This window comes from Halomonas sp. PBN3 (genome assembly GCF_000475415.1).
GTDB classification, from domain to species: Bacteria; Pseudomonadota; Gammaproteobacteria; order Pseudomonadales; family Halomonadaceae; genus Halomonas; species Halomonas shengliensis.
Genome location: NZ_AXCA01000149.1, coordinates 1 through 25,868, shown reverse-complemented (window position 1 = coordinate 25,868; position 25,868 = coordinate 1). Strand labels below are relative to the sequence as shown.

Annotated in this window: 25 protein-coding genes and 1 tRNA gene; 10 read left to right on the top strand and 16 right to left on the bottom strand. The window is 67.9% G+C overall.

Annotation, left to right across the window (positions count from 1 at the left end):
* Positions 1–2 precede the first annotated feature (2 nt).
* From Q673_RS25470 to ffh, 8 genes are all read right to left on the bottom strand, one after another.
* On the bottom strand, positions 3–1,319 hold the full coding sequence (locus Q673_RS25470; RefSeq protein ID WP_031217944.1) for a homoserine dehydrogenase: 1,317 nt from the start codon (positions 1,317–1,319) through the stop codon (positions 3–5).
* Between the two features lie 121 nt (positions 1,320–1,440).
* Complete coding sequence (locus tag Q673_RS25465; RefSeq protein ID WP_023005504.1) at positions 1,441–2,178, bottom strand: DsbC family protein; 738 nt, start codon at positions 2,176–2,178, stop codon at positions 1,441–1,443.
* Between the two features lie 6 nt (positions 2,179–2,184).
* Positions 2,185–3,084 (bottom strand): site-specific tyrosine recombinase XerD, encoded by a 900-nt coding sequence (xerD, locus tag Q673_RS25460; protein ID WP_023005503.1) that lies wholly within the window; start codon positions 3,082–3,084, stop codon positions 2,185–2,187.
* 118 nt (positions 3,085–3,202) lie between these two features.
* A complete protein-coding gene (gene rplS / locus Q673_RS25455) occupies positions 3,203–3,559 on the bottom strand; it encodes a 50S ribosomal protein L19 (RefSeq protein WP_023005502.1) in 357 nt (118 codons plus the stop codon).
* Between the two features lie 145 nt (positions 3,560–3,704).
* On the bottom strand, positions 3,705–4,466 hold the full coding sequence (trmD, locus tag Q673_RS25450; RefSeq protein WP_023005501.1) for a tRNA (guanosine(37)-N1)-methyltransferase TrmD: 762 nt from the start codon (positions 4,464–4,466) through the stop codon (positions 3,705–3,707).
* A 53-nt stretch (positions 4,467–4,519) separates the two neighbouring features.
* Positions 4,520–5,071 carry a ribosome maturation factor RimM gene (gene rimM, locus Q673_RS25445; RefSeq protein WP_023005500.1) on the bottom strand — a complete coding sequence of 184 codons (552 nt, stop codon included), beginning with the start codon at positions 5,069–5,071 and terminating at the stop codon, positions 4,520–4,522.
* A 38-nt stretch (positions 5,072–5,109) separates the two neighbouring features.
* On the bottom strand, positions 5,110–5,358 hold the full coding sequence (rpsP, locus tag Q673_RS25440; protein ID WP_023005499.1) for a 30S ribosomal protein S16: 249 nt from the start codon (positions 5,356–5,358) through the stop codon (positions 5,110–5,112).
* A 123-nt stretch (positions 5,359–5,481) separates the two neighbouring features.
* A complete protein-coding gene (ffh, locus tag Q673_RS25435) occupies positions 5,482–6,891 on the bottom strand; it encodes a signal recognition particle protein (protein WP_023005498.1) in 1,410 nt (469 codons plus the stop codon).
* 385 nt (positions 6,892–7,276) lie between these two features.
* On the opposite strand from ffh, the gene Q673_RS25430 reads away from it, so the two are divergent.
* Positions 7,277–8,077 carry a cytochrome C assembly family protein gene (locus Q673_RS25430; protein WP_023005497.1) on the top strand — a complete coding sequence of 267 codons (801 nt, stop codon included), beginning with the start codon at positions 7,277–7,279 and terminating at the stop codon, positions 8,075–8,077.
* A gap of 79 nt (positions 8,078–8,156) precedes the next feature.
* Positions 8,157–9,428 (top strand): HlyC/CorC family transporter, encoded by a 1,272-nt coding sequence (locus tag Q673_RS25425; protein WP_023005496.1) that lies wholly within the window; start codon positions 8,157–8,159, stop codon positions 9,426–9,428.
* Positions 9,429–9,467: 39 nt separating this feature from the next.
* On the opposite strand, the gene Q673_RS25420 is transcribed toward Q673_RS25425, so the two are convergent.
* Together Q673_RS25420 and Q673_RS25415 are read right to left on the bottom strand one after the other, a co-directional pair.
* On the bottom strand, positions 9,468–10,133 hold the full coding sequence (locus Q673_RS25420; RefSeq protein WP_052004206.1) for a 1-acyl-sn-glycerol-3-phosphate acyltransferase: 666 nt from the start codon (positions 10,131–10,133) through the stop codon (positions 9,468–9,470).
* An 80-nt stretch (positions 10,134–10,213) separates the two neighbouring features.
* On the bottom strand, positions 10,214–10,819 hold the full coding sequence (locus tag Q673_RS25415; RefSeq protein ID WP_023005494.1) for a TetR/AcrR family transcriptional regulator: 606 nt from the start codon (positions 10,817–10,819) through the stop codon (positions 10,214–10,216).
* A 174-nt stretch (positions 10,820–10,993) separates the two neighbouring features.
* Here Q673_RS25415 and Q673_RS25410 point away from each other — a divergent pair, with 174 nt between their 5' ends.
* Positions 10,994–11,671: an SOS response-associated peptidase gene (locus tag Q673_RS25410; protein ID WP_023005493.1), complete on the top strand. Its 678-nt coding sequence runs from the start codon at positions 10,994–10,996 to the stop codon at positions 11,669–11,671.
* 27 nt (positions 11,672–11,698) lie between these two features.
* The gene (locus tag Q673_RS25405; protein ID WP_023005492.1) at positions 11,699–14,551 is read left to right on the top strand and encodes an insulinase family protein; all 2,853 of its coding nucleotides are present in this window, start codon (positions 11,699–11,701) and stop codon (positions 14,549–14,551) included.
* 91 nt (positions 14,552–14,642) lie between these two features.
* Here Q673_RS25405 and sbcB read toward each other — a convergent pair whose 3' ends face one another.
* The 4 genes from sbcB to minC form a co-directional block, all read right to left on the bottom strand.
* Positions 14,643–16,136, bottom strand: a complete 1,494-nt coding sequence (sbcB, locus tag Q673_RS25400; RefSeq protein ID WP_023005491.1) for an exodeoxyribonuclease I — start codon at positions 16,134–16,136, stop codon at positions 14,643–14,645.
* 83 nt (positions 16,137–16,219) lie between these two features.
* Positions 16,220–16,480: a cell division topological specificity factor MinE gene (minE, locus tag Q673_RS25395; RefSeq protein ID WP_023005490.1), complete on the bottom strand. Its 261-nt coding sequence runs from the start codon at positions 16,478–16,480 to the stop codon at positions 16,220–16,222.
* Entirely contained in the window at positions 16,477–17,295 is an 819-nt protein-coding gene (minD, locus tag Q673_RS25390; RefSeq protein ID WP_023005489.1) for a septum site-determining protein MinD, read from the bottom strand. Before minD ends, minE begins: the two co-directional genes overlap by 4 nt.
* 53 nt (positions 17,296–17,348) lie before the next feature.
* Complete coding sequence (gene minC / locus Q673_RS25385; RefSeq protein ID WP_023005488.1) at positions 17,349–18,110, bottom strand: septum site-determining protein MinC; 762 nt, start codon at positions 18,108–18,110, stop codon at positions 17,349–17,351.
* Positions 18,111–18,355: 245 nt separating this feature from the next.
* On the opposite strand from minC, the gene Q673_RS25380 reads away from it, so the two are divergent.
* Positions 18,356–21,142: a DUF349 domain-containing protein gene (locus tag Q673_RS25380; RefSeq protein ID WP_023005487.1), complete on the top strand. Its 2,787-nt coding sequence runs from the start codon at positions 18,356–18,358 to the stop codon at positions 21,140–21,142.
* 95 nt (positions 21,143–21,237) lie between these two features.
* Here Q673_RS25380 and phbB read toward each other — a convergent pair whose 3' ends face one another.
* On the bottom strand, positions 21,238–21,984 hold the full coding sequence (gene phbB, locus Q673_RS25375) for an acetoacetyl-CoA reductase (protein ID WP_023005486.1): 747 nt from the start codon (positions 21,982–21,984) through the stop codon (positions 21,238–21,240).
* A 185-nt stretch (positions 21,985–22,169) separates the two neighbouring features.
* Here phbB and Q673_RS25370 point away from each other — a divergent pair.
* Positions 22,170–22,246, top strand: a tRNA-Met gene (locus tag Q673_RS25370).
* Positions 22,247–22,433: 187 nt separating this feature from the next.
* Here Q673_RS25370 and Q673_RS25365 read toward each other — a convergent pair.
* Positions 22,434–22,643 (bottom strand): helix-turn-helix domain-containing protein, encoded by a 210-nt coding sequence (locus Q673_RS25365; protein ID WP_023005485.1) that lies wholly within the window; start codon positions 22,641–22,643, stop codon positions 22,434–22,436.
* A gap of 153 nt (positions 22,644–22,796) precedes the next feature.
* On the opposite strand from Q673_RS25365, the gene Q673_RS25360 reads away from it, so the two are divergent.
* The 4 genes from Q673_RS25360 to Q673_RS36490 all read left to right on the top strand — a co-directional run.
* Positions 22,797–23,039, top strand: coding sequence for a hypothetical protein (locus Q673_RS25360; RefSeq protein ID WP_031217941.1), 243 nt, complete (start codon positions 22,797–22,799; stop codon positions 23,037–23,039).
* Complete coding sequence (locus tag Q673_RS35965; protein ID WP_081712002.1) at positions 23,032–24,261, top strand: tyrosine-type recombinase/integrase; 1,230 nt, start codon at positions 23,032–23,034, stop codon at positions 24,259–24,261. The genes Q673_RS25360 and Q673_RS35965 overlap by 8 nt, the downstream gene beginning before the upstream one ends.
* Positions 24,248–25,225 (top strand): TraI domain-containing protein, encoded by a 978-nt coding sequence (locus Q673_RS35960; protein WP_081712001.1) that lies wholly within the window; start codon positions 24,248–24,250, stop codon positions 25,223–25,225. Before Q673_RS35965 ends, Q673_RS35960 begins: the two co-directional genes overlap by 14 nt.
* A 275-nt stretch (positions 25,226–25,500) precedes the next feature.
* The coding region (locus tag Q673_RS36490) for a transposase (protein WP_023005482.1) at positions 25,501–25,868 on the top strand (368 nt) is incomplete at its 3' end.

The window sequence follows — 25,868 nt, the reverse complement described above, 5'->3', positions numbered from 1 at the left end:
GCTTACTCCTGCTCGTCCAGGGACTCGACGCGGATCCGGGTCACGGGGCCGGCGATGTCGGCCATGGCCTCGATCTGGCGGATCGCCTCGTTCATGTGCTGCTCGCGGGTGCGGTGGGTCATCAGGATGATCGGCACCAGCTCGCCCTCGGTGGCCTCCTTCTGGATCAGCGCCTCGATGGAGATGCCCTGCTCGGAGAGGATGGTGGCCACCCGCGCCAGCACGCCGGGACGATCCACCGCCAGCAGCCGCAGGTAATAGGCGGTGGTGATCTCCTCCATGGGCATGATCGGCAGCTGGCTGACGTCCTCGCTGATGCCGCTGAAGGCCAGGTAGGGCACCCGGTAGTGGTGGTCGGTGGCGATGTCGCGAGCCACGTCGAGCAGGTCGGCGACCACCGCCGAGGCGGTGGGCTCGGCGCCGGCACCGGCACCGTAGTAGAGGGTCGGACCCACGGCGTCGCCCATCACGGCGATGGCGTTCTTGACGCCGTGCACATTGGCCAGCAGCCGCTCCTTGGGGATCAGGGTCGGGTGCACGCGCAGCTCCAGGCCCTGCTCAGTGCGCTTGGAGATGCCCAGGTGCTTGATCACATAGCCCAGGTTATCGGCCTGCTCGATGTCCTCGGCGGTGACCCGGGAGATGCCTTCGGTGTAGGCCTTCTCGAACTGCAGCGGCACGCCGTAGGCGATGGAGGCGAGGATGGTGAGCTTGTGGGCGGCGTCGATGCCCTCGACGTCGAAGGTGGGGTCGGCCTCGGCGTAGCCCAGCGCCTGGGCCTCGGCGAGGACGTCCTCGAAGGCCCGCCCCTCGTCACGCATATGGGTGAGGATGTAGTTGCCGGTGCCGTTGATGATGCCGGCGACCCACTCGATGCGATTAGCGCCGAGCCCCTCGCGCAGGGACTTGATCACCGGGATGCCGCCGGCGACCGCGGCCTCGAAGGCCACGATCACGCCCTTCTCGTGGGCGGCCGCGAAGATCTCGTTGCCATGCACCGCGATCAGCGCCTTGTTGGCGGTGACCACATGCTTGCCGTGCTCGATGGCGGTGAGCACCAGCTCGCGGGCCACGTCGTAGCCGCCGATCAGCTCCACCAGCACGTCGATATCGGGATTGGTGGCCACCTCGAAGACATCCGCGGTGCTGGCGATGCCGGTAAGGTCACACTCCGGGTTGGGGGTGCGATAGGCGACCTGCTCGATGACGATCGGCCGGCCGGCCCGGCGCTCGATGTCGTCGGCGTTGCGCGTCAGCACGTTGAAGGTACCGCCACCGACGGTTCCCAGCCCACAGATTCCTACTCTTACCGGTTTCAATGTCTTGCTCCTGCTCGCGTGTTCCGAGTTCGTTATATGGCGTGTCGTGTCCAGGCGTGTCGACGGCCCGCCTGGGTGGCGAGCCGTCGACCGATAGGGAAGTGTGCCGGGCGGGGTCGGGCTATTCCGCCACGCCCAGCATCGCCGCCAGGCGCTCGGCGGGCACATAGCCCGGCACCAGGCGGCCATCGGGCAGCACGATGGCGGGCGTGCCCTGGACGCCCAGCTCCAGCCCCAGATGATACTGTGCCTCGACCGGATTGTCGCAGTCTGCGGCGCCGGAAAGCGAATCATCGCGCTTGGCGGCGCTCATCGCCTCGGCGGGGTTCTCGGCGCACCACACCTGCTGCAGCTCGCGGGCGCCCTGGCCGTTCATGCCGCTGCGCGGGAAGGCCAGGTAGTGCACCTCGATGCCCAGCTCGTTGAGGCGCGGCACCTCCTCGTGGAGCTGCTGGCAGTAGGGGCAGGTGGTGTCGGTGAAGACCACCACCTCGGCCTCGCTCTCGGGTCCCCGGAAGATCACCCGCTCCGCCTCCGGCACCTCGGCCAGGCGCGCGGCGCGTTCGCCGTTGCGCGCCTGCTCGGTGAGGTTGACCAGCCCCTGCTCGGCGTTGCGGTAGAGGTCACCGACCAGGAAGTGCTCGCCCTCGGCGTCGCTGTAGAAGCGCTCGCCGGTGGCCAGGCGCACCTCGAAGAGGCCCTCCATGGGCGCCTCGCGCACGCTCTGCACCGGCATCGCCTGGCCGTTGACCGCGAGGCGCTCGGCCAGGCGCTCGGCGCCGTCCTGCTCGGCGAGGGCCGGCAGGGCCAGCGGCGCGGCGAGCAGGGTGGCAAGAAGGGTCCGGGAAAGGGTCGTCATGTGTCGTCATCCTCGCGGGTGATGGTCGGCGTGCAGGCGCTCCAGCCGCGCCTGGGCCACATGGGTGTAGATCTGGGTGGTCGAGAGGTCGCTGTGACCGAGAAGCAACTGTACGACACGTAGATTGGCGCCATGATTCAACAGGTGGGTGGCGAAGGCGTGGCGCAGGGTATGCGGCGAGAGCGGCCGCTCGATGCCGGCGACCCGGGCATGGTGCTTGATACGGTACCAGAAGGCCTGCCGGGTCAGGGGGCGATCGCCGCGCCCCGGGAAGAGCGCCGGCCGTGTAGGGTCCTGCATCAGCGCGCCGCGGGCGGTGCGCAGGTAGCGCGATAGCCAGTCGACGGCCTCCTCTCCCAGCGGCACCAGGCGGTCCTTGTCGCCCTTGCCACGCACCCGCACCACACCCTGGCGCAGGTTGACCGCCTCTACGCCGAGCCCTACCAGCTCCGAGACCCGCAGCCCCGCCCCGTAGAGCACCTCCAGCATGGTACGGTCGCGCAGCCCCAGGTCGGTGGTCACGTCCGGGGCGGCCAGCAGCCGCTCCACCTCGTCCTCCTCCAGGGTCTCCGGCAGGCTGGGGCGCACCCGCGGCAGGCGGATCTCGGCCAGGGGGTCGCGCTCGAGCCGCCCCGTCTCCAGCGCCCAGCGGTAGAAGCGCCGCAGGCTGGACAGCAGCCGGGCGTTGCTGCGCAGCCGGTAGCCCGCCTCGCGGCGCTCGTCGAGCCAGATCGGCAACGTAGCCGGCGCCGGGGCCAGCAGCGCCTCGTCGCGCTCGGCCAGTCGCGCCGCCCAGGCCGCCAGGTCACGGCGGTAGGCGGCGAGGGTATGGTCGCTCACCCCCTGCTCCAGCCACAGGGCGTCGAGGAAGGCCTCGAGGGTGTCGCGGTCGGCGGCGGCGCTCATGGCAGGCTCCGGCGGGCAGCGCTCAGATGCAGCAGGACCCCGCCCCGCGGCTGCGGTGACGGGGTCCTGGTAACGAGCCGGGGCCAGGCCCCGGCTCGGCGGCTCCGAGGCGGCTGCCTCAGGCCAGCTTTTCCTTGATGCGGGCGGACTTGCCGCTGCGCTCGCGGAGGTAGTAGAGCTTGGCCTGGCGCACGTCACCACGACGCTTGACGCTGATGGAGTCGACCAGCGGGCTGTAGGTCTGGAAGGTACGCTCGACGCCGACGCCGTGGGAGATCTTGCGCACGGTGAAGGCGGAGTTCAGGCCGCGGTTGCGCTTACCGATGACGACGCCTTCGAAGGCCTGCAGACGCTCGCGGTTGCCTTCCTTGACCTTGACCTGGACGACGACGGTGTCGCCGGGGGCGAAGGCCGGGACTTCCTTGCTCATCTGCTCGGCTTCGAGCGCCTGGATCACCTTGTTCTTGCTGCTCATGACATGTAACTCCTTGATAACCTGACTCGCCGGTCGGCTTGGGATGCCGGCGAATCGTGATCCCGGCGCCCGAGCGAGCTCGAGAGCGCGGGAGATGATGGGTGACACGAGCGAGCCCCTCGGGCTCCTCGCACCGCCGCCCTGCCTACCTGGCCGTCAGGGCGTGTTCCTCGAGATACTCCTCGAGCAGCTCACGCTGCTCCCTGTCCAACGCCCTGCCCTCGAGCAGGTCGGGACGCCGCTGCCAGGTGCGCCCCAGGGACTGCTTCAGCCGCCAGCGCCGGATGGCGCCGTGGTTGCCGCTGAGCAGGACCTCCGGCACCTGCCGCCCGTCGATCTCCTCCGGGCGGGTGTAGTGCGGGCAGTCCAGCAGCCCGTCGTTGAAGGAGTCCTCGACCGCGGAATCCTGATGGCCCAGCACCCCGGGCACCAGCCTTGCCGCGGCGTCGATCAGCACCATGGCCGGCAGCTCGCCACCGCTCAGCACGTAGTCGCCGATCGACCACTCCTCATCGATGTCGCTCTCAACCACGCGCTCATCGATGCCTTCGTAGCGCCCGGCCACCACCACCAGCGGCGGTCCGGACGCCAGCTCCTGCACGCCGACCTGGTCGAGCCGCCGCCCCTGGGGCGACAGGTAGATCACCCTGGGGCGCTGCCCGGTGGCCTGCTCGGCCCTGGCCCTGGCGGCGTGGATCGCCGCGCGCAGGGTGTCGACCTTCATCAGCATCCCCGGGCCGCCGCCGTAGGGACGGTCGTCGACGGTGCGATGCCGGTCGCTGGCGTAGTCGCGCGGGTTCCAGAACTCCAGCGCGATGCGCCCCTTCTCTACCGCCCGGCCGGTGACGCCGTGGCGGGTGATCGCCTCGAACATCTCCGGGAACAGCGAGACGACGCCGACCCACATGGCGTGTTCCGGGTCGCGTTCGAGCGCGCCCTGTGCCGGCGACGGGAGCTCCATCAGAAGTCCGAATCCCAGTCGACGGTCATCACGCCCCCGGCGAGATCCACCTCGAGGATCACCTCCTCGGGCAGGAACGGCAGCAGCCGCTCGCGGGCGTCGATGGCCTCCGGCTCGAGGCTCCCCTTCACCACCATGACGTCGTTGGCGCCGGTCTCGAAGAGGTAGTCGATGCGCCCCAGCACCTGGCCGTCGCGGGTGACGACCCGCAGGCCTTCCAGCTCGTGCCAGTAGAAGTCATCGCCGGTGAGCTCGGGCAGCTCGGCCTTGGCCAGCAGGATCTCGGCGCCGGCCAGCGCCTCGGCGGCCTCACGGCTGTCGCAGCCCTCGACCTGAGCCACCAGGCCCTTGCCGTGGCGACGCCCCTGCAGCAGGCGGCGGCGCTCCAGGCGTTCGCCCTGGCGCACGACCCACACGGGGTAGTCGAGGATGCCCTCCATGGGGCTGGTGTACGAATACACCCTGAGCCAGCCCTTCACGCCATAGGGACTGGTCAGCGTTCCCAGCACCACATGATCGTCGGCGGGCTGCTCCCTGGTGGATTCGCTCATCGACGACCTCGGAACCGAGACAACCATCGCATCAGGCCTCAGGCCTGCTTGCGTGCTTCCTTGACCAGCTCGGCGACGCGGCCGGAGAGCTGGGCACCCTGGCTCTGCCAGTGAGCGATGCGGTCGAGGTCGATGCGCAGGCGCTCTTCCTGGCCGCGGGCGACCGGGTTGAAGAAGCCGAGACGCTCGATGAAACGGCCGTCGCGGGCCTTGCGGGAATCGGTAACGGTCAGGTGGTAGAAGGGACGCTTCTTGGCGCCACCACGAGCCAGACGAATGGTAACCATGGCCTGTTCTGTCCTTCGGTTGAGTTGGATTCGGTCACGACGATGACCGCGCCATTCGCGGTCCTGCCAGTGAAGACGCAGCATTCTACGGAAAACAGCCCCGCTTGGGAACCTTTTTCGGGCTTACCGCCAGGGCATCCCGCCGGGGCCGCCCATTCCCCCCATGCCGCCGGGGCCTCCCGGGCCGCCGCCGCCCATCATGCCGGACATGCCGCGCATCATCTTCTGCATGCCGCCCTTCTTGCCCGCCTTCTTCATCATCTTCTGCATCTGCTTGTGCTGCTTGAGCAGGCGATTGAGGTCGGGCACCTGCAGGCCGGCACCGGCGGCGATGCGGCGCTTGCGCGAGCCGTTGATGATCTCCGGCTTGCGACGCTCCTGGGGCGTCATGGAGTTGATCAGCGCCTCGAGCTTGCCCAGCTCCTTCTCGGGGCCGGGTCCCTGGGCCATCTCGGCCATCTGGCCCATGCCGGGCAGCTTGCCCAGCAGGCCGCCCATGCCGCCCATCTTCTTGAGCTGCTGGAGCTGGTCGCGGAAGTCCTCGAGGTCGAAGCCCTGGCCTTTCTTGACCTTCTTGGCCAGCTGCTCGGCCTTGCCCTTGTCGACGGTGCGCTCGGCCTCCTCGATCAGCGACAGCACGTCGCCCATGCCGAGGATCCGAGAGGCGACGCGATCCGGGTGGAAGGGCTCCAGAGCATCGACCTTCTCACCCACGCCCATGAACTTGATCGGCTTGCCGGTGATATGGCGCACCGAGAGCGCCGCGCCGCCGCGGGCGTCACCGTCGGCCTTGGTGAGGATCACCCCAGTCAGCGGCAGCGCCTCGTGGAAGGCCTTGGCGGTGTTGGCGGCATCCTGGCCGGTCATCGCATCGACGACGAACAGCGTCTCCTGGGGCGAGACGGCCCGGTGCAGCGCCTGGATCTCGGCCATCATCGCCTCGTCGATGGCCAGGCGGCCGGCGGTATCCACCAGCACCACGTCGTGAAACTGGATCTTGGCGTGCTTGATCGCCGCCTGGGCGATCTCCACCGGCTTCTGGTCGGAGCGCGACGGAAAGAAGTCGACCTCGACCTCCTTGGCCAGGGTCTCGAGCTGGTCGATGGCCGCCGGACGGTAGACGTCGGCGGAAACCACCAGCACCTTCTTCTTCTCGCGCTCGCGCAGGTAGCGCGCCAGCTTGGCCACCGAGGTGGTCTTGCCCGCGCCCTGCAGGCCGGCCATCAGCACCACCGCCGGCGAGCCCTTGAGGGTCAGCCCCTCGTTGGCCTCGCCCATGGTCGCCTCGAGCTCCTGCTGGACGATCTTGACGAACTGCTGGCCCGGCGAGAGGCTCTTGGAGACCTCCTGGCCTACGGCGCGCTCGCGCACCCGCTCGATGAAGTCCTTGACCACCGGCAGGGCGACGTCGGCCTCGAGCAGCGCGCGGCGGACCTCGCGCAGCGTCTCTTTGACGTTGTCTTCGGTCAGGCGCGCCTGACCCTTGATCGACTTGAGCGTCTGCGACAGGCGCTCGCTGAGATTCTGGAACATTGGCCTCTCCACATGTGCGATGGCCTGAAGGTTGCGGGCGATTATACGCGCTGTGGCCGCGACTCTCCATGCGCCTGGCTTCGCGCCCGGGGCTATCGCAGGCAGCCTGCGCTGATAGCGAAAGGCGCCGGGGGCAGGCCGAAGAGGGGGTCCTATGCCAGGGATGGCAACGGTAGCGCCCAGGGACGGGTTCACAGCGCCCCCTCGAAGGCCTTTCGCCGGGAAAGCCTTGAGCGGTTCTTCTATCTGCGATGGCCCTGGCTTCGCGCCCCTGGGCGAGGTGCTCAAGGCCTCTCCCTGTGCGCCGCGCAGGGGATTGGGTATAGTAGCGGCACGCGACACAGGCTGATGCCATCTCATCCCACCGGCGCACGGACCGCAACCCATGCAGGCGCTCTCCCTGGCCGTCCTGGCCTTTCTGCTCTATCTCGCCGCCTCCTCCTGGCAGGGGCTGACGCTGACCCGTCGGGTCGCGCCGCGCCCGATGCTGGTGCGCGGCCTGGCGGGGCTGGGCCTGCTCTGCCACCTGCCGCTGGTGGCCGGGCTGTTCGGGCACGACGCCCAGGTGCTGCCGGGGCTCTACGCCAGCATGGTGATGCTCGGCGCCATGGCCGTGGCGGTGCTGCTGGTGGCGAGCCTGTTCAAGCCGGTGCTCGGCGCCGCGGTCGGGGTGCTGCCGCTGGCGGGGCTCGCCCTGCTGCTGGCCGCCATGGCCCCGGCACCGCTGCCCAGCGAGGCCCTGCCCCCCGGGGTCGCGCTGCACGCCGTCAGCTCGCTGCTGGCCTTCGCGGTGCTGGCCATCGCCGCCGTCCAGGCGGTGCTGCTGGGTCTGCAGAACCGTGCCCTGCGCCAGCACCAGGTGCGAGGCCTCGTCCAGGCGCTGCCACCGCTGACCACCATGGAGCGGCTGCTGTTCGAGCTGATCTGGACCGGCATGGCGCTGCTGACGCTGGCGATCCTCAGCGGTTTCGTGTTCCTCGACAACATGTTCGCCCAGCACCTGGCCCACAAGACGATCCTGTCGCTGGCCGCCTGGGTGATCTTCGCCACCCTGCTGCTCAGCCACCACCGCCTGGGCTGGCGCGGCATGCGTGCCGTGCGCTGGACCCTGGGCGGCTGCGCGGTGCTGCTGCTGGCCTACTTCGGCAGCCGCTTCGTGCTGGACGTGCTGCTCGGCCGCGGCTGAACCGCCCCGAGGCCGCCTTGACACCGCGCCCGCCCCTCCCGTCAAATCGAGCCTGACCCGCGACCGAGGACCCTACGACTTGAGCGACGACTTCCCGCTGGGATTGCTGTTCGGCCTGCTGCTCCTGCTCATCTGCCTGTCGGCCTTCTTCTCGAGCTCCGAGACCGGCATGATGTCCATCAACCGCTACCGCCTGAGCCACCGGGCCAACAGCGGCGAGTCGCGCGCCCAGCGGGTGGCCAGGCTGCTCGCCCGTCCCGACCGGCTGATCGGCGTGATCCTGATCGGCAACAACTTCGTCAACAACCTGGCGGCCTCCATCGCCACCATCATCGCCATCCACTTCCTGGGCGACGTCACCGGCCCCGCGGTGGCCACGGCGGCGCTGACCATCACCATCCTGATCTTCGCCGAGGTCACCCCCAAGACCTACGCCGCGGTGAAGCCCGAGCGCATCGCCTTCCCCGCCTCGCGGGTGCTCGAGCCGCTGCTGATGCTACTCTACCCGCTGGTGTGGCTGGTCAACGTGATCTCCAACGGCCTGCTGCGGCTGATCGGCGTGCGCAGCATCGACGGCAATGGCGACAACCTCACCCGCGACGAGCTGCGTACCGTGGTGCACGAAGCGGGCACCCTGATCCCCCAGCGCCACCAGGCGATGCTGCTGTCGATCCTCGACCTCGAGAACGTCACCGTGAACGACATCATGGTGCCGCGCCACGAGGTGGTGGGCATCGACCTGGACGACGGGCTCGACGAGATCCTGGCCCAGATGCGCACCAGCCAGCACACCCGCCTGCCGGTCTACAAGGGCGACATCAACAACATCATCGGCATGCTGCACCTGCGCAACTCGGCGCGGATCCTCTCCCGCGCCGAGGTGACCAAGGCGGCCATCGTCCAGGAGGCCCGGGAGCCCTACTTCATCCCCGAGTCGACCCCGCTGCACACCCAGCTGCTCAACTTCCAGAAGCAGAAGCGCCGGATCGGCATCGTGGTGGACGAGTACGGCGACGTGGAGGGACTGCTGACCCTGGAGGACATCCTCGAGGAGATCGTCGGCGAGTTCACCACCGACGTGGCCGGCATGGAGGAGGAGATCCACCGCCAGGAGGATGGCAGCGTGATCATCGCGGGCACCGCCAGCATCCGCGACATCAACAAGTCGCTGGGCTGGCAGCTGCCCACCGACGGTCCCAAGACCCTCAACGGCCTGATCCTGGAGCACCTGGAAGGCTTCCCCGAGGGGCCGGTATCGCTGCAGCTGGGCGGCGTGCGCATGGAGATCCAGGAGGTGCGCGACAACCTGATCACCGCCGCGCGCTGCTGGCAGGCGCCGCGGCGCCGCTAGCAGCGCCACCGGAATCGCGAGCCGCGAGCGGCGCCGGGCTCAGTGGCGCTGGGCCTGGTGGGCCTCGGCGGGACAGCTCCAGGCATCGCCCTCGGCCTTGAGGTAGCGTACCCGGACCTCGAGCCGGTGGCGCGTCGCGGCCCCGGGAGAGAGTGGCTCGCCCAGGCGCAGCGCCACCCGGGCGCGCAGCCGGCGCGGCGGGCCGCTCAGTGCCGGACCATGGCAGTGGGAGGTCCAGGAGCCCCACAGTCCCGACAGGCTGGCCGGCACCACTGGTACCGGGTCGCGAGCCAGGATCAGCTCCAGGCCACGGCGGAAGGGTTGTACCTCGCCGTCCGGGGTCAGCCGCCCCTCCGGGAACAGCATCACCACCTCGCCGGCGCGCAGCGCCCGGCTCACCTCCTCCAGCGCCCGGCGCAGGCTGCCCGGGTCGCGGCGCTCCGACTCCACCGGGATCGCCCCCACCAGCCGGAACAGCCAGTTGAGCCACGGCGAGTCGTAGATCGGCTTGTCCATCAGGAAGCGCAGCGGGCGTCGGCTGGCGCCGCCCACCACCAGGGCATCCATGAAGCTGACATGGTTGCAGACCACCAAGGCGGCGCCCCGGCGAGGGATATGCTCCAGCCCCTCGACCCGCAGGCGATAGACCAGGCGCACCAGCAGGTAGACCAGCAGGCGCACCGCGGGGCGCGGCGCGCGCGCCACCCGCCAGACGAGCCAGGCCACCGCGCCGCCGATCAGCGACCAGGCGAGCAGGGGCCAGGGGAGTGCCGGCACCGGAGGACCTACCGGGCCCGCAGGCCGGCCAGGATGGTACCCAGCAGCTGGTCGAGCAGCTCGCCCACCTCCAGCGGCTGCCCCTGCCAGAAGCCCAGGCGCTCGTTGAGGCCGAGCTGCACCAGGCCGTGCACGCTGCCCCACAGGGTACGGGCCAGGCGCCGGGCCTCGAGGTCATCCAGCGCCGGCTGGTACTCCTTGAGGGTCCCCTCCACCCGCACGAACAGCGCCTCGATCATCTCGGTCTGGCGCTGGTCGAGCTCGCCCTCCTGGGCCAGCGGGTACTCGAAGAGCAGCTGCCAGCGGTAAACCTCGCCCTGGGCGAATTGCCAGTAGGCGCGGGCCAGGGCAGTGAGGCGCTGCTCCGGGGTGGCCTGGCCGGTCAGCGGCTCGATCACCTCGCGCAGCCGGCCGAGGGTCTCGATGTTGACGTGCTGCAGCAGGTTGTGAAAGCTGCCGTAGAGCTTGAGCAGGGTGCTGGGGGCACAGCCCACCTCCCGCGCCAGGGCGCGCAGCGACAGGGACTGCACCGGCTGCTCCTTCAGCCAGGCGTCGCAAGCCGCCATGACCTGGGCATGGAGCGCCTCGGGGGCATGCTGTCTGGGACGGGCCATCGATTCCTCGGAGCCGACGCGGGCGGTTGGGTAACGGGCTCCAAGGATACCCCACATCGAACACTGTTTTCGATACCCGATCCACGGCGAAGGGCGACTTTACTGCCCTGGGTCAGACGCTTTCCCCACGACCCACCCTTGGGTACCCTATCCGCCCCTGAGCACGGAGCCCCCATGGCCGGCCGACTGCATATCGCCCCGATCGACCTTCGCGCCCTGCTGCCCGACCTGGCGGAGGATGCCCCGCTGGTGCGAAGCCCCAACCTGGCACCGCGACGGATGCTCTCGGCGATCCGCCTGGAGGCGGGAACGCCGCGCCTGGGCCGCCTCTTCTGGGGCCTCACCCCGCCCTGGCTGAAGGTGCTGGACCACGCGCCCCACTGCGCCCGGGCGGAGTCGCTGGCCGAGCGCCCCATGTTCCGTGAGGCCTTCCACGCCCGGCGCTGCCTGGTGCCGGCGACGGGGGTCTACGCCTGGAAACCCCAGCCACGCTTCAAGCAGCCCTTCCTGGTCACCCGGGTCGACCGTGGCCCGCTGCTGCTGGCCGCGCTGTGGTGCCGATTCCATACCAGCCTGGCCGAGCACACCGACTCCCTGGCGCTGATCACGGTGCCGACCAGCCCCCTGCTGGCGCCCCTCACCGACCGCCTGCCGGCGGTCATCCCCGCCGCCGCCGCCGCGCAGCGCTGGCTCGACCCGCAGACCTCGGCGGAGGAGGCCATGGCCCTGCTGACGCCGGCGCCGAGGGAACTGTTGGGCGCTTTCCCGGTATCAAGACGAGTGAACCATCCGGCCAACCAGGACGCCGCCTGTGCCCACCCGGTGGGTCCGATGCTGCGTCACGACGCCTGAGCCGACATCGCCGCACAAGGAGAGAGAATGCCGCCCATCCTGCCCGCCGCCCGTCGCTGGCGGCTGTTGCCCCTGCTGCTCGCCCTGCTGGGCCCGGTCTCGCCGGTCCTGGCGACTCAGGACACGACCGCGCCCGGCGAGGCGATCGCCGAGACCACCACGCCACGCGTCAGCCCCCATGACGAGCGCGACTACCGCGTGCTGACCCTGGAGAACGGCCTGACCGCCCTGCTGGTCAGCGACCCCGAGGCCGACAAGGCGGCGGTGTCGCTCAACGTCTCGGTGGGCAGCGCCCAGGACCCCGAGGATCTCGCCGGCCTGGCCCACTTCCTCGAGCACATGCTGTTCCTGGGCACCGAGCCCTACCCCGAGGCGGACGCCTACCAGGGCTACCTCACCCGCCACGGCGGCAGCCACAACGCCTTCACCGCGCCCCGCGACACCAACTACTTCTTCGACGTGGAGCCCGACGCCCTGGCCGGCGCCCTGGACCGCTTCAGCCAGTTCTTCATCGCCCCGCTGTTCAACGCCGAGCGCCTGGAGAGCGAGCGCAACGTGGTCCACTCCGAGTACATGGCGCGCCTCCGCGACGAAGGACGCCGGGCCGGCGAGGTGCTCGACCGCCAGCTCAATCCCGAGCACCCCTATACCGGCTTCTCGGTGGGCAGCCGCGAGACCCTGGCCGACCGCCCCGAGGGGGAGCCGAGCCTGCGCCAGCGGGTGATCGACTTCTACACGTCCCACTACGGTGCCGGTGTGATGCACCTGGCGGTGGTCGCCCCCCAGCCGCTGGATGAGCTCGAGACGCTGGTCGTCGAACGCTTCTCACCGATTGAGAACCGCGGCCTGGCACGCCCCACCATCGAGGCGCCGCTGGCCGAGGCGTCGGCCCTGCCGCGGCGGGTGGCGATGCGCTCGCTGCGCGACAGCCGCACGCTCGCCTTCCACTTCCCGATCCCCGACCCCGAGGCGGAGTACCGCACCAAACCCGCCGACCTGATCGCCCACCTGCTGGGCCACGAGGGCGAGGGCAGCCTGCTCGCCGCCCTGCGCGAGGCGGGCTGGGCCGACGGCCTCTCCGCCGGCGTCTCCCGCGGCGACGGCCAGGATGCCCTGTTCAGCGTCAGCGTCAGCCTGACCCCGGAGGGGGCCGAGCGCCGCGACGCCATCGAGGCCAGCCTGTTCGCCGCCATCGAGGCGATCCGCGAAGCCGGCCCCGAGGCGTGGCGCTACGCGGAGCAGGCACGCCTGGCCGAGCAGGCCTTCCGCTTCCAGCAGCATGGCTCGCCCCTGCAGGACGCCATGGGGCTGGCCATGAACCTGGCCCGCTTCCCGGTGGAGGACGTGCAGTACGCCGCCTACCGCATGGACGGCTATGACCGCGAGCGCACCCGCGCCTACCTCGCCGCCCTGACTCCCGACAACCTGATCCGTCTCTACAGCGGCCCCGAGGTCGAGGGCGAGCAGACCACCCGCTGGTTCGACGCCCCCTGGCGCGAGGACGCGATCGCCGAGGGTGCCGAGCCGCTGGCAGGGCTGGCACTGCCCAGCCCCAACCCCTATATCGCCGAGGACCTCAGCCTGCTCGAGGCGCATGATGCGCGCCCCGAGCGGCGCCTCGAGACAGACGGCTTCGCCTTCTGGCACAAGGCCGATGCCGAGTTCGACACCCCCAAGGTGGAGTGGCGCTTCAGCCTGCAGCATCCCCGGGCCGCCGAGGCGCCCCGCGAGGCGGTACTCGCCCGGCTGCTGGCGGGCTGGCTGGAGGACAGCCTCAACGAGGCGCTCTACCCGGCGCGCCTGGCCGGCCAGGGAGTCGAGGCCTACGCCCACGCGCGCGGCATCACCCTGGCCTTCTCCGGCTGGCGCGACCGCCAGGAGGCGGTGATGGAACGGGTGATCGAGCAGCTGCAGCGGGGCGAGATCACCGCCGAGGCCGTCGAGCGGGTGCGCTACCGCCTGCAACGGGAGTGGCGCAACGCCCCCCAGGACCCGCTCTACCGCCAGGCGAGCCGCACCCTCCATGAGGCGCTGGTACGCCCCCAGTGGCCCAGCGCGGCGCTGCTCGAGGCGAGCCAGGGGCTCACGGCCGAGGACCTGCGCACCTTCCGCGATGCCTTCCTGGGTGAGCTGCGCCTGGAGGCCATGGCGGTGGGCAACCTCGCGGCCGAACAGGCCGACGCTATCGCCCGGCGCGTCGCCGATACCCTCTCGCCGACGCTTCCCGCCGAGACGATCCCTGAGCTCACGCCGCTGGATGTCACCGCCGGGCTGCCCACCCTGACCCCGCATACCGAGCGCCAGGAGTCGGTGCTGCTGCGCTACCTGCAGGGCCCCGACCGCTCCCTGGAGAGCCAGGCACGGCTGGCGGTGCTGGGGCAGCTGATCGACACCCCCTTCTACCAGCGCCTGCGCACCGAGCAGCAGCTCGGCTACGTGGTCAACGCCGGCTACTCGCCGCTGCTGGACGCCCCCGGCCTGGCCCTGCTGGTGCAGTCACCCGAGACCGGAAGCGAGGCGATCGCCGGGCACGTCGACGCCTTCCTCGACGAGTTCGAGGCGTCCCTGGCAACGCTCGAGGAGGAGGACCTGGCCGCCTACCGCCAGGCGGTGCACGCCGAGCTGACCCGCCGCGACACCAGCCTCTCCGGGCGCACCGACCGCCTGTGGCGCGCCCTGGCCTACGGCGACACCACCTTCGACCGCCGCGAGCGGCTGGCGGAGCGGGTGCTCGAGGTCACGCCCGAGGCGCTGCGTCAGGCCTGGCAGGCGCTGCGCGAGGCGCCGGCGGTCGAGATCGCCTTCGATCCGGGCGACGCGCCGGACGACGTGCTGGCGCTGACCGAGCACCTGATGCCGCTGCCGGAGGGTGAGGGGTAAGCGCGCTTCGCGCTTGTGAATGGCGAGGCGTGAGATAAGCCGGGGGCGGTTCCGCAAGGAGCAGCCCCCGGCTCGCTTTCTCAGGACGGTATCAGCCCGCATCGAAGGCCTGGGGCGGCAGGATCGCCTCGACGTGCATCACCAGCTCCTCGAGCACCTGGCGGTCGCGATCGCTGAGCTCGACCCGGTTGAGCCGCTCGATCTCCCGGGCGAAGCCCTTGAGGGTGAGGCTCGCCACCTCGGCGTCGTTGAGGCGCGCCCAGCGGTAGGCCTCCCACTGCGCCAGTTCCTCGCCCTCCAGGGTCTCGGGGAAGCTGCGCGCCCGGTAGCGGAACAGCATCTCCTCCAGCCGCGGGTCCTGGAAGGCGAAACGCGCCCCCACCAGGTCCCAGGGGTCGGTGTCACGTACCCGCTGCATCTGGGTCTTGTCCGCCGGCGAGAAGAAGCCGCCCGAGTAGAGCATCAGGTCGGGATCCCCCGGCCCCGCGGGGGGCGGCTCGGCGAACACCTCGGCGGCCCTCTCCGCTGCCTCGGGATGGCCCGCGAGGCGCTTCCAATGGTCGCGACAGGCGGCCATGTCCAGGCCCAGGCGCGCCACGATCTCGCCGTACTGCCCCTTGCGCTCACCCGTCACGTCCTTGAGGGCCGCGGCCGGGAAGAGCACCGGGCACTTGTTGACGTGGATCACCTTGAGGGGGATGCGCTCGGTGCCCTCGGCGAGGTCGTCGTTGCTGACGAAGACCCGCTGGCGGATCTGCTCGGCAGAGAGCTCGAGCAGCGGCGCCGGGTCCACCGAGAGGTCGTAGACGATCACCCCGTTGGGGTTGGAGGGGTGCTCGGCCAGGGGCATCACCAGGGCGGCACAGCCGCGGCTTGCCGGGTAGCGCCGCGAGATGTGCAGCAGAGGCTTGCGACCCGGCACGTCGATCAGCCGGCCCACGGCGCGTTTGCCGCGCCTGCCCAGCAGGTGGTCGAAGAGGTTGGCGTTCACCTCGCGCAGGCGCCGGGCCAGGGCGATGGTGGCGCGCACGTCGGCCAGGGCGTCATGGGCCCCGGCGTGCTCGATGCCGTTGGCGGCAGTGAGATCCTCGAGGCGGAAGCTGGGGGCACCATCCTCGCGGCGCGGCCATTCGAGCCCCTCGGGGCGCAGCGCATGGAAGGCGCGCACCACGTCGATCAGGTCCCAGCGGGAGTTGCCGTTCTGCCACTCCCGGGCGTAGGGGTCGAGCAGGTTGCGGTAGAAGAGGTGACGGCTCACCTCGTCATCGAAACGCACGCTGTTGTAGCCCACCGAGCAGGTGCCCGGCTCGCTCATCAGCGCCTCGATGCGCCCGGCGAACTCCGCCTCGGGCATCCCGCGACGCCGCGCCTGCTGAGGCGTGATGCCGGTGACCAGGCAGGCCTGGGGATGGGGCAGGAAGTCGTCGGCGGGCTTGCAGTACCAGGTGACGGGCTCGCCGATCTCGTTGAACTCGGCGTCGGTGCGGATCGCGGCGAACTGCGCGGGGCGGTCCCGCCGCGGGTCGGCACCGAAGGTCTCGTAGTCGTGCCACAGGAAGCTCTGCGGGGCGTCGGACGGCGCCATGGGCTAGGTCTCTCCGGCAATCGGCATGGGCCGCCAGCCTAGCACAGCCCCGCGACGCGCTCAGCCGACCCGCTCGGCCGGGCTCAGCCCGGCGAGCCCTTGGGCAGGGTCACGTTGAGCTCCAGCACCGAGCAGTTGTCCTCGCTGTCGAGGCTGATGTTGATGGCATCGTCGTCCACCTCGACGTAGCGCCGGATCACCTCGAGCAGCTCGCGCTCGAGCATCGGCATGTAGTCCGGCTGTCCGCGCTGGCTGCGCTGGTGGGCGACGATGATCTGCAGCCGCTCCTTGGCGACCGACGCGGACTTCTTGCGCTCTCGCTTCAGGAATTCAAGCAGTTTCACCGACGACCTCCTCCGAACATGCGGCTCAGCAGGCTCTTCTTCTGGTACTCGTGGAAGCGCAGGGGCACGTCCTCGCCGAGCAGCCGTGAGACGGTATCGGCATAGGCCTGGCCGGCATCGCTATCGCCGTCGTGGGTCACCGGCACCCCCTGGTTGGAGGCCCGCAGCACCGCCTCGGACTCCGGGATCAGGCCGATCAGGTCGATGGCCAGGATCTCGCGGATGTCATCGAGGTTGAGCATGTCACCACTGTCGACCCGCAGCGGGTTGTAGCGGGTGATCAGCAGGTGTTCCTTGATCTCCTCGGCGCCGCGCTCGGCGCGCCGGGTCTTGGAGGCTAGCAGGCCGAGGATGCGGTCGGAGTCACGTACCGAGGAGACCTCGGGGTTGGTGACCACGATCGCCTCGTCGGCGAAGTACATGGCCAGCTGGGCACCGCGCTCGATGCCCGCCGGGGAGTCGCAGAGGATGTAGTCGAAGTCCTTGCTCAGGGTATCGAGCACCTTCTCGACCCCCTCCAGGGTCAGCGCGTCCTTGTCGCGGGTCTGGGAGGCCGGGAGGATATGCAGGTTGTCCACCCGCTTGTCACGGATCAGCGCCTGGCTCAGCCCCGCCTCGCCCTGGATGACGTTGACCAGGTCATAGACCACACGCCGCTCGCAGCCCATGATCAGGTCGAGGTTACGCAGCCCGACGTCGAAGTCGATGACCACGGTCTTGTTGCCGCGCAGCGCCAGGCCGGTGGCGATGGCCGCCGCGCTGGTTGTCTTGCCGACGCCTCCCTTGCCGGAGGTCACAACGATGATCTTGGCCAAGAGTCGCTTCCTGTCGTGTCGTTGAAATGGATCGGGCGATCGACCTTGCCGGCTCAGGCGAGCGCGGCGATGCCCAGCTGGTCTCCGTCCAGGCGCACCTGCACCGCGGCACCCAGCAGGCGGCGGTCGATGTCCTCGAGACGCTTGTAGTTGCCGGCCACCGAGAGCAGCTCGGCATGGAGCTCACGGCAGAAGATGCTGGCCAGGGGGTCGCCGTGGATGCCCGCCAGGGCGCGGCCGCGCAGCGCACCGTAGACGTGCACGCTGCCGGCGGCGAGGACCTCGGCACCGGCGTTGACCGAACCGACCACCACCAGATCGCCCTCCGGCGCGGTGATCTGCTGGCCGGAGCGCACGGTGCCGCGGAAGATACGCCCGCCGCTGGTCACCCCGGGGGGCGTCTCGAGCTCGGCCTCGGCACCCTCGCCCGCGTCCGGCGTGGCCTCCGGCTCGCCCACGGCGACGCTCTCCAGCGCACGGCCACGGCCTCCCTCATGGGGCGGGAACCAGCCCAGGCCCAGGGCCCAAGCCGACTGCTTGACCGGGTCGGCACCGCCACGCACCGCCACCGGCAGCAACTTGTGGGCACGGCACACCGCGCAGATGCGCTCCAGCGCGAGTTGAGGCTCGTCGAGCTTCTCCACGCTCAGCACCACGGGGGTATGCTGGAAGAAGGCCGGCGACTGGCTGAGCTTGCCGGCGAGCTGCTCGCGGATCCGCTCGGGGTCGGCGCTGGCCAGTTCCATGACCGTCATCGGCAGCATGCCCCCCTTGAAGGTGAAGGCCATGCGCTCCCTGTCCAGTTTGAGACTCATTGCCGAACTCCAGGTCGGGATGGTGAGGGTAGAGTCAAAGCTAAGCGACTCCCTGCTCCCCTGCAACTTCTCCATCATACGCCCGCCGACGCGCCGCTGTCAGTGTCGCCGACTGGCCACAGGCACCCCGCGGCACAGCCTTTTCCCCAGGCGCGGCGCGTGCTTAGATAGTCCCTTTATAATGTACCAACAACGCTTCGGGCCGCGCGGCCCACCGCGCGGCGCCGCCTTCGCCAGGATGCCCCATGCCCGGACTCTTCCGTCGCCTCTTCGCCCCCCGCTGGCAGCACCCCGACCCCGGGGTGCGGCGCCAGGCCCTCGAGCGTCTCGACCCTGCCCGCGACGATCAGCGTCAGGCGCTGGAGCGGCTGGCCCGGGACGCCGACCCCGGGGTGCGCACCGCCGCCCTGGCACGGCTGGAGGACCCCGAGCGGCTGATCGCCCTGCTCGACGACGAGGAGACTCGCTCGGCGGAGCTGGAGCGGCGCCTGACGGCGCTGATCTGTGGCCGCGAGGGCGGCCTGGAGCTCGCTGCCCGGGTGGCCATGGTGGGGCGCCTCAGCGACACCGCCCTGCTCGAGGCGGTGGCCCTGGAGGGCGACAACCAGCAGCTGCGCCTGGCGGCGATCGCGCGCCTCGACGACGAGGCGGCGCTGGTGCGCCAGGCCTGCGACAACGGCATCGCCGCGGTGCGCCACGCCGCGGCCGCCCGGGTCGAGAGCGATGCGGGGCTGGCACGCCTGGCGCGAGAGGCGAAGCGCGACCGCCAGGTAATGCGCCAGGCCCGGGAGCGCCTCAACCGGCGCCGCGCCGATGCCGCCGAGCTGGCCGCCGCCCGGGAGCGTCGGGAGGCCCTGCTCAGCGACCTGGAGCGCCACGCCACTGCACCCTGGGAGCCACTCTATGCCGGCCGGCTGCGCCACCTGATGCGCGAGTGGCAGCAGCTCGAGGACACTCCCGAGGCGAGCCAGGAGCGCCGCTACCACGATGCCTGCCTGCGCTGCCGCAAGGTGATCGAGGACCACGAGGCCCAGGCCCGGGCCAGCGAGGCGGCCCAGCGCCACCGCGAGGACGCCCGGGAGGCCGGCGAGGGACTGGTGGAAGCCCTGGAGGAGGGGCTCGAGGCGCTGGAGCGCGGCGAGACGGTGACCGCCCAGGACATCGACAGCCTGCGCGCCCAGAAGCGCCTGCTCGCCCAGCGCTGGCAGGAGCTCGCCGACCGCCACCTGGTCGACGAGGCCCTGCGCCGCCGCTACGACGCCGCCCTGGCACGCTTCGAGACCCTCGCCGGGGCCTGGGTGCGCCACAGCCAGCGTGCCGGCGAGCTGGAACGGGCCCTGGCCGACGGCGACGATGATCGCGCAGCCTCACTGCTCACGGCCATCGCCTGGCCCGAGGGGCTGGCACCCACCGCCCTGATGCGCCGCGCCCGCCAGGCCCTGAGCCAGCGAGGCGAACCGCAGAAGTCCGACGAGGCGGCCTCCGCCGAAGGCCTCGAGCAGGAGCTCGACGAGCTCGAGCACCTGCTCGAGCGCGGCGCCTTCAAGCCCGCCAGCCGACTGCACCAGCGCCTGCGCCAGCGCATGGAGCGGCTTCCCGCGGCCGCACGCCGGCCACTAGAGGGCCGCTTCAAGCGCCTCGGCGCAAGGCTCGCCGAGCTGCGCGACTGGCGCGGCTTCGTCGCCGGCCCCAAGCGCGAGCAGCTGGTCGGTGCCATCGAGGCCCTGGCCGAGGACGAGGCCGCCGTGGAGGGCGCCCTCGACCGCCGCCACCGCCAGCTGGTCAAGGAGTGGAAATCGCTGGGCGATGCCGCCGCCAACCGCGACCAGTCCACCCGCTTCCGTGCCGCCTCGAACCGCATCCACGAACGCCTGGCCCCCTGGCGCGAGCGGCTGGATGCCGAGCGCCAGGCCAACCTCGCCACCCGCACCGCGCTGTGCGAACAGCTCGAGACCTTGCTCGACCATCCCGCCCAGGAGGCCGATCCCGACGCCCTGCGCGAGATCCGTGACCGCGCCCGCGACCAGTGGCGCCGCGCCTCGCCGGTGCCTCGCGACCAGGCCGAGGCGATCGGGCGCCGCTTCGGCAGCATTCGCCACCGGCTCCAGGCGCTGATCGACCAGCGTGCCCGGGAGATCGCCGAGGCCAAGCGGGCCCTGATCGAGGAGGCGCGCACGCTGGCCGCCGCCGAGATGCCCCCCGCGCGTCGGGCCGAGCAGGCCAAGGGCCTGCAGCGTCGCTGGCGCGAGCTGGGACGTGCCCCCAAGGGCGAGGAGCAGGCGCTGTGGCGGGAGTTCCGCGGCCTCTGCGACACCATCTTCGCCAGCCGCGAGGCGGCGCGCGACGACCACGCCAGGCAGGCGCGGGAACGCCAGGACGCCATGCAGGCGCTGATCGACCGCCTCGACGCCTGGCAACCCAACCGCCTGGCCGACGAGGCGGTGCTGGCCCGCGCCATCGACGAGGCCGCCGCCCTGGAGCCGCTGCCCGGCGGGCGCCGCAGCGAGGGCATGCGCCGGCGCTGGTCCGGCATCGTGCGTGCCCGCCGCGAGCGGCTGGAGCGCCTGGCGGTGGCCGAACAGGTGGAAGGATGGCAGGCCGTGCGCCCGCTGCTGGAGGCGCACCTCGCGGCCGACGCCGAACGGCTTGCGGGCGGCGAAGCCCGCGAGGTGTCACTGCCGAAGGAGCTCTCCCTGGGCGACGACATGCGTCGCGCCCATGCCCGGCGCAACGCCGCACGCCTCGAGACAGCGGACCCGGAGGCGGTGGCGGAGGGGCTGGCGCGCCTTCGCGTCCACCTCTCGCTGCTGGCGGTGGGCAGCGTCAGCCAGCGCGACGATCCGCTGCGCCTGGCGATCCAGGTCGAGCGGCTCAACGAGAACCTCGGCCGCGAGCCATCGCGCGCCGAGGAGGTCCGCGGCGTGCTCTGCGAGCTGCTGGCGTTGGGTCCCGTCTCCCCGGGGCTGTGGGAGCGCGAGGTGGGCGAACTGGACCGCATGCTCGAACGCCTGGCGCAGCTGCCCCCGCCCTGAGCCTCGGGACCGGGCTCCGAAACACCGGAGCGCGAGGGGATCTCCCTCGCGCTCCGCTGGCGTGACGGCCCGTGGCGGGCCCGTGGCGACAGGCCTCAGCCCATGAACTGGCCGCCGTTGATATCGATGTTGGCGCCGGTGATGAAGCCCGACTCCTCGTCGGCCAGGTAGGCCACCAGGCGACCGATCTCCTCGGGCTTGCCATAGCGCTTCACCGGGATGGTCTCGCGGATCGACTCGCGTACCTTCTCCGGGATCTGCATGATCATGTCGGTGGCGATGTAGCCCGGCGAGACCGTGTTCACGGTGATGCCCTTGGTGGCGGTCTCCTGGGCCAGGGACATGGTCAGGCCATGCATGCCTGCCTTGGCCGCGGCGTAGTTCACCTGCCCGAACTGGCCCTTGCGGCCGTTGATCGAGGAGATGTTGATGATGCGGCCATACTGCTGCTCCAGCATGCTCTCGATCACGCTGCGGCAGGTGTTGAAGACGCTGTTGAGGTTGGTGTCGATGACCTCGTGCCACTGCTCGGGGCTCATCTTCTTCATGGTGCCGTCACGGGTGATCCCGGCACAGTTGACCAGCACGGCGATGGGGCCATGCTTCTCCTCGATCTCCTTGACGCCCTTCACGCAGGCGTCATAGTCGACCAGGTCGATGCCGGCGATGTCGATGTTGTCGAAGCCGGCGGCCTTCTGTTCCTCGAGCCAGGCCTTGGCCTTCTCCGGATTATGATAGCCGGCCACGACCTTGTAGCCCTCGGCGGCCAGAGAACGGCAGATCGCGCTGCCGATGCCGCCGGTACCACCGGTTACCCAGGCGACGCGAGATGAATTGGCCATGTGTACCTCCCTGATGATGATGACACTGCGTCCCGACCCTGCCGGCCGGCACCACATTGTTCTCGGTCAAGCTGTCAGCTTTATGACAGCGCGGTCAGTATGGCCCAAGGGCGGCCCCAGGGACGAGCGTTTGACGCCCACGCTTGACTAAAGGCGAACACCCTGTAGAATACACCCCACGTCGATGCGGGGTGGAGCAGCCTGGTAGCTCGTCGGGCTCATAACCCGAAGGTCATCGGTTCAAATCCGGTCCCCGCTACCAATATTTTAGAGGCAGGTCAGTATCTTACTGGCCTGCCTCTTTTCGTTGTCTGCAGGAAAAGTCGCCTGTGACACCACTGTGACACTCCCGTGCCACCCATCGGAAATCTCTTCCAGCCATTGCCGTCGAACAACGACCTTCGGGCAGACAGCGTCACAAGACGCCTGAAGTGGCCACCCCCCCTTTCTCACGGCTCCTCGGGCACGTACTCCAGAAGATCGCTCACCTCGCACTGGAACAGCCGACACAGTTTCTCCAACGCTTCCAGATCGATGCGCTGCGCCGTCTCCTTGTAGAGAAGCGTCACCGTATTGCGGTTTAACCCGGTCTCTCTCGCCACATCCACGATCTTCATCTTGCGCTCCCCCATCAGGCGCGCCAGGTGGCATCGAATCATGCTCACTCCATCCCAAAGGTGATTTTTTTATCCTGGATAACAAAAAGCCCTTGCAAATGTGATTATGAGGGCTAAAATGCCATTCAGGATGGCATTTGGCTACTGCGAATGCCTTTTGTAGACACAGGCTATCACCACGCGAGGGCGTTTTCGATGGATACCTCCTATACCTACCTCACCACGGAAGAGCTCGCGGCCAGGATCAAGTACGACTGCCGCACCATCCGCCAGTGCCTCAAGGACACCGTCCTCCTTGAAGGCAAGCACTACATCAAGCCTTTCGGGCGGCGAAAAATCCTTTTCCTCTGGGAAGCGGTTGAGCAAGAAATGCTGGCCGACTCCACAGGCGACGATCTGGCGATCCCCATGGCAGGTGGAGGGGTATGTCATGGGTAAGGTCCGAGTCCGCAAGGAAACAGGAAAACTCTATCTCGACTTCTTCTATCAGGGCGTGCGTTGCCGAGAGCAGACGGCGCTGACGGATACCCCTGCAAACCGAAAACAAGTCGAGAAGCTGATGCAGCGAGTCGAAGCCAAGATTCTGCTGGATGAGCTCGACTATGCCGAGTTCTTCCCGGGAAGCCGTAACTTGAAGAAGATTCAACAACAAAACTCTCAAAGCGAAAGAGAAGGAGGTGGTTCACTTTACAACAGGGATACTGTCATAAGTGTGACATTCAAGGAATTTGCCAATCAATGGTTCCAGGAAATGCAGGTAGAGTGGCGGCAGTCACACATACGTAACGTCAACTCGATATTGGAAAACTCCTTGATTCCGGAATTCGGTGACATCCCGGTCGCCCACATCACGAAATCCAACATCCTGGAGTTCAGAGCCAAACTTGCCCAACGGAGAGGAAGAGGCAGCAACGTCATGCTTTCTCCGAAAACGATCAACAGCCACATGGCAGTTATTCGCATGATAGTCGACGAAGCTGCAGACCGGCTTGGATTCGAGACGCCTTACAGGAATATCAAACCGCTGAAGCTTAAAAAAAGCCACATAGAGCCATTTTCACTGAAGGAGGTCGAACATATCATCAGACAGGTTAGGCCCGACTTCCGAAATTACTATATTGTTCGGTTCTACACTGGACTAAGGACCGGAGAAGTCGATGGCCTGAAATGGAAGCATATCGATTTCGAGAAGTGTGAAATCCTGGTCCGAGAAACACTCATAAGAGGCCAGACTGAATATACCAAGACAGATGGGTCTCAGCGTGAAATTCCGTTGCTTGGCCCTGTACTGGATGCTCTCAAGCGGCAACATGCCGTCACAAGACACAAAAGTGAATATGTTTTTTGCAACCGTCTTGGAGAGCCTTTGGATCACAACAACGTAACCAAGCGAGTCTGGTATCCACTGCTTCGTCGTCTCGGTATGAAAAAGCGTCGTCCATACCAGACACGACATACTGCAGCGACGCTTTTTCTTGCTTCGGGAGAAAATCCCGAATGGGTAGCTAAAATCCTGGGCCACTCATCCACTGAGATGTTGTTCAAAGTTTACTCACGCTACATACCAAACGCTACCCGCATGGATGGGTCAGCTTTCGAAAGACTAATTGGAACACCTCTCTCTAATTCCAAAAAGGAGAAAGAAGATGAAACTGAATAATTTTTCCCGCCGGATCTCACCCAACTTTTCTGGAGTCTACCGACTTACTGGACGAATCGTAGAATTCGACCAGCATGGCTCACCCTATATAAAGCTCCGCCTGAGCAACTGCGATACGGATTACATTGCTGGCCTGGATGCCGATAATGAAACCATACCAGAGACCATTGGATACCTTGACCAAGTCACTGTTTCTGGAATCGAGTGTGGAAGCAACTCTTTGGGCCTGGATGTAAAACTGCACAATATCCGCCTGGCATCACGCGACGAAGTCAATATGCAGCCATATTTGCACAGCTTGCCTAGGGTATACTGCTCTGCTCCCGAATCATTGGATAAATTGGTAGCATCTGTACGCTCACTGAAGTCAGTTCATCTTAAGAACTTTATCAGGCGTGTTATCGAAAGGAAGGACCGCCTGGAAGTTTTTCTAAACGCGCCAGCTAGCCGATCACATCACCATGCCTACCGCGGCGGACTGCTGGAACACTCTCTGGAAGTTGCACGAAATGTGGTCGCCATGATTAAACTTAACGAGCCCAACATGCCACGCGCTCTTCTAGAGCTCGGTTTTGTGGCAGGCCTGCTCCATGATATAGGAAAAACTTTCACCTACGATTCGCAAGGTAAGCCGACTAACGCATGGAGCCTCTGCGAGCACGACGCTCTAACTCTCGAAGCATGCGCCATTGCTCTGGCTTATCTAGATCGCCATGAGCCGGAACTGGCCATCACGCTCAGGCATATTTGGACCTGTGCCTCTCCGGGAGCACGTTATGGCGTTCGCCCTGCAACCACACTCGCACGATATGTCAGAGATGCAGATGCACAAAGTGCTGCATCCAATAAATTCAGCCATGCTTTTCGGAAAACCAAATCCGGCTTGGTACGCAAGGGAAGTGAAATACTCTGGACACCAGCTACAAAACCACTATTGTCTCACACCAAATCAAAGCACCTATAAGTTCAGGGATCCCCCATCCTAGACTTCGGCCCAACAACTCCAAGGGCCGAAGTCGAAAAAATGACATAAAAAACACGCTACAACTGGGAAGCCTGGATTCAAAGAATAACCGCAGCATTTTGGGCCACACGCTGCTTCACTCAGCACGCGATCCCGCTGACGGCGAGGTGCCCTTGGAGGTCTCCTTGCACCTCTCCTGTATCCCCCACTGTCAAGCTAGTTGGAGTGTCAGCGGCTGTTAGACTCTGAACGATGTGGGGCGTGACGAGGTTCCGATGAAGTACTCAGACGAGCGCCGGGAAGCCATCCTCAAGAAGCTGCTCCCGCCGCATAACCGCACGGTGGCGGAGGTGGCCCAGGAAGAAGGCATCTCCGCGGCAACGCTGTACACCTGGCACAAGAAGGCTCGGCAAGCAGGCCGCCTCCTGCCGGACCAGAGTGATGACCCTGAGGGCTGGAGCTCTCAGGATAAGTTCCACGCCGTACTGGAAACGGCGGCCCTCAGTGAAGCCGAGCGTGCCGAGTACTGCCGGCAGCGGGGCCTCTACCCCGAGCAGATCCAGCGCTGGCGGGCGAGCTGCGAAGGTGCCAACGACCGGAGCGATGCCGCTTCGAAGCAGGTGAGTTATAGGTCGGGTAGACC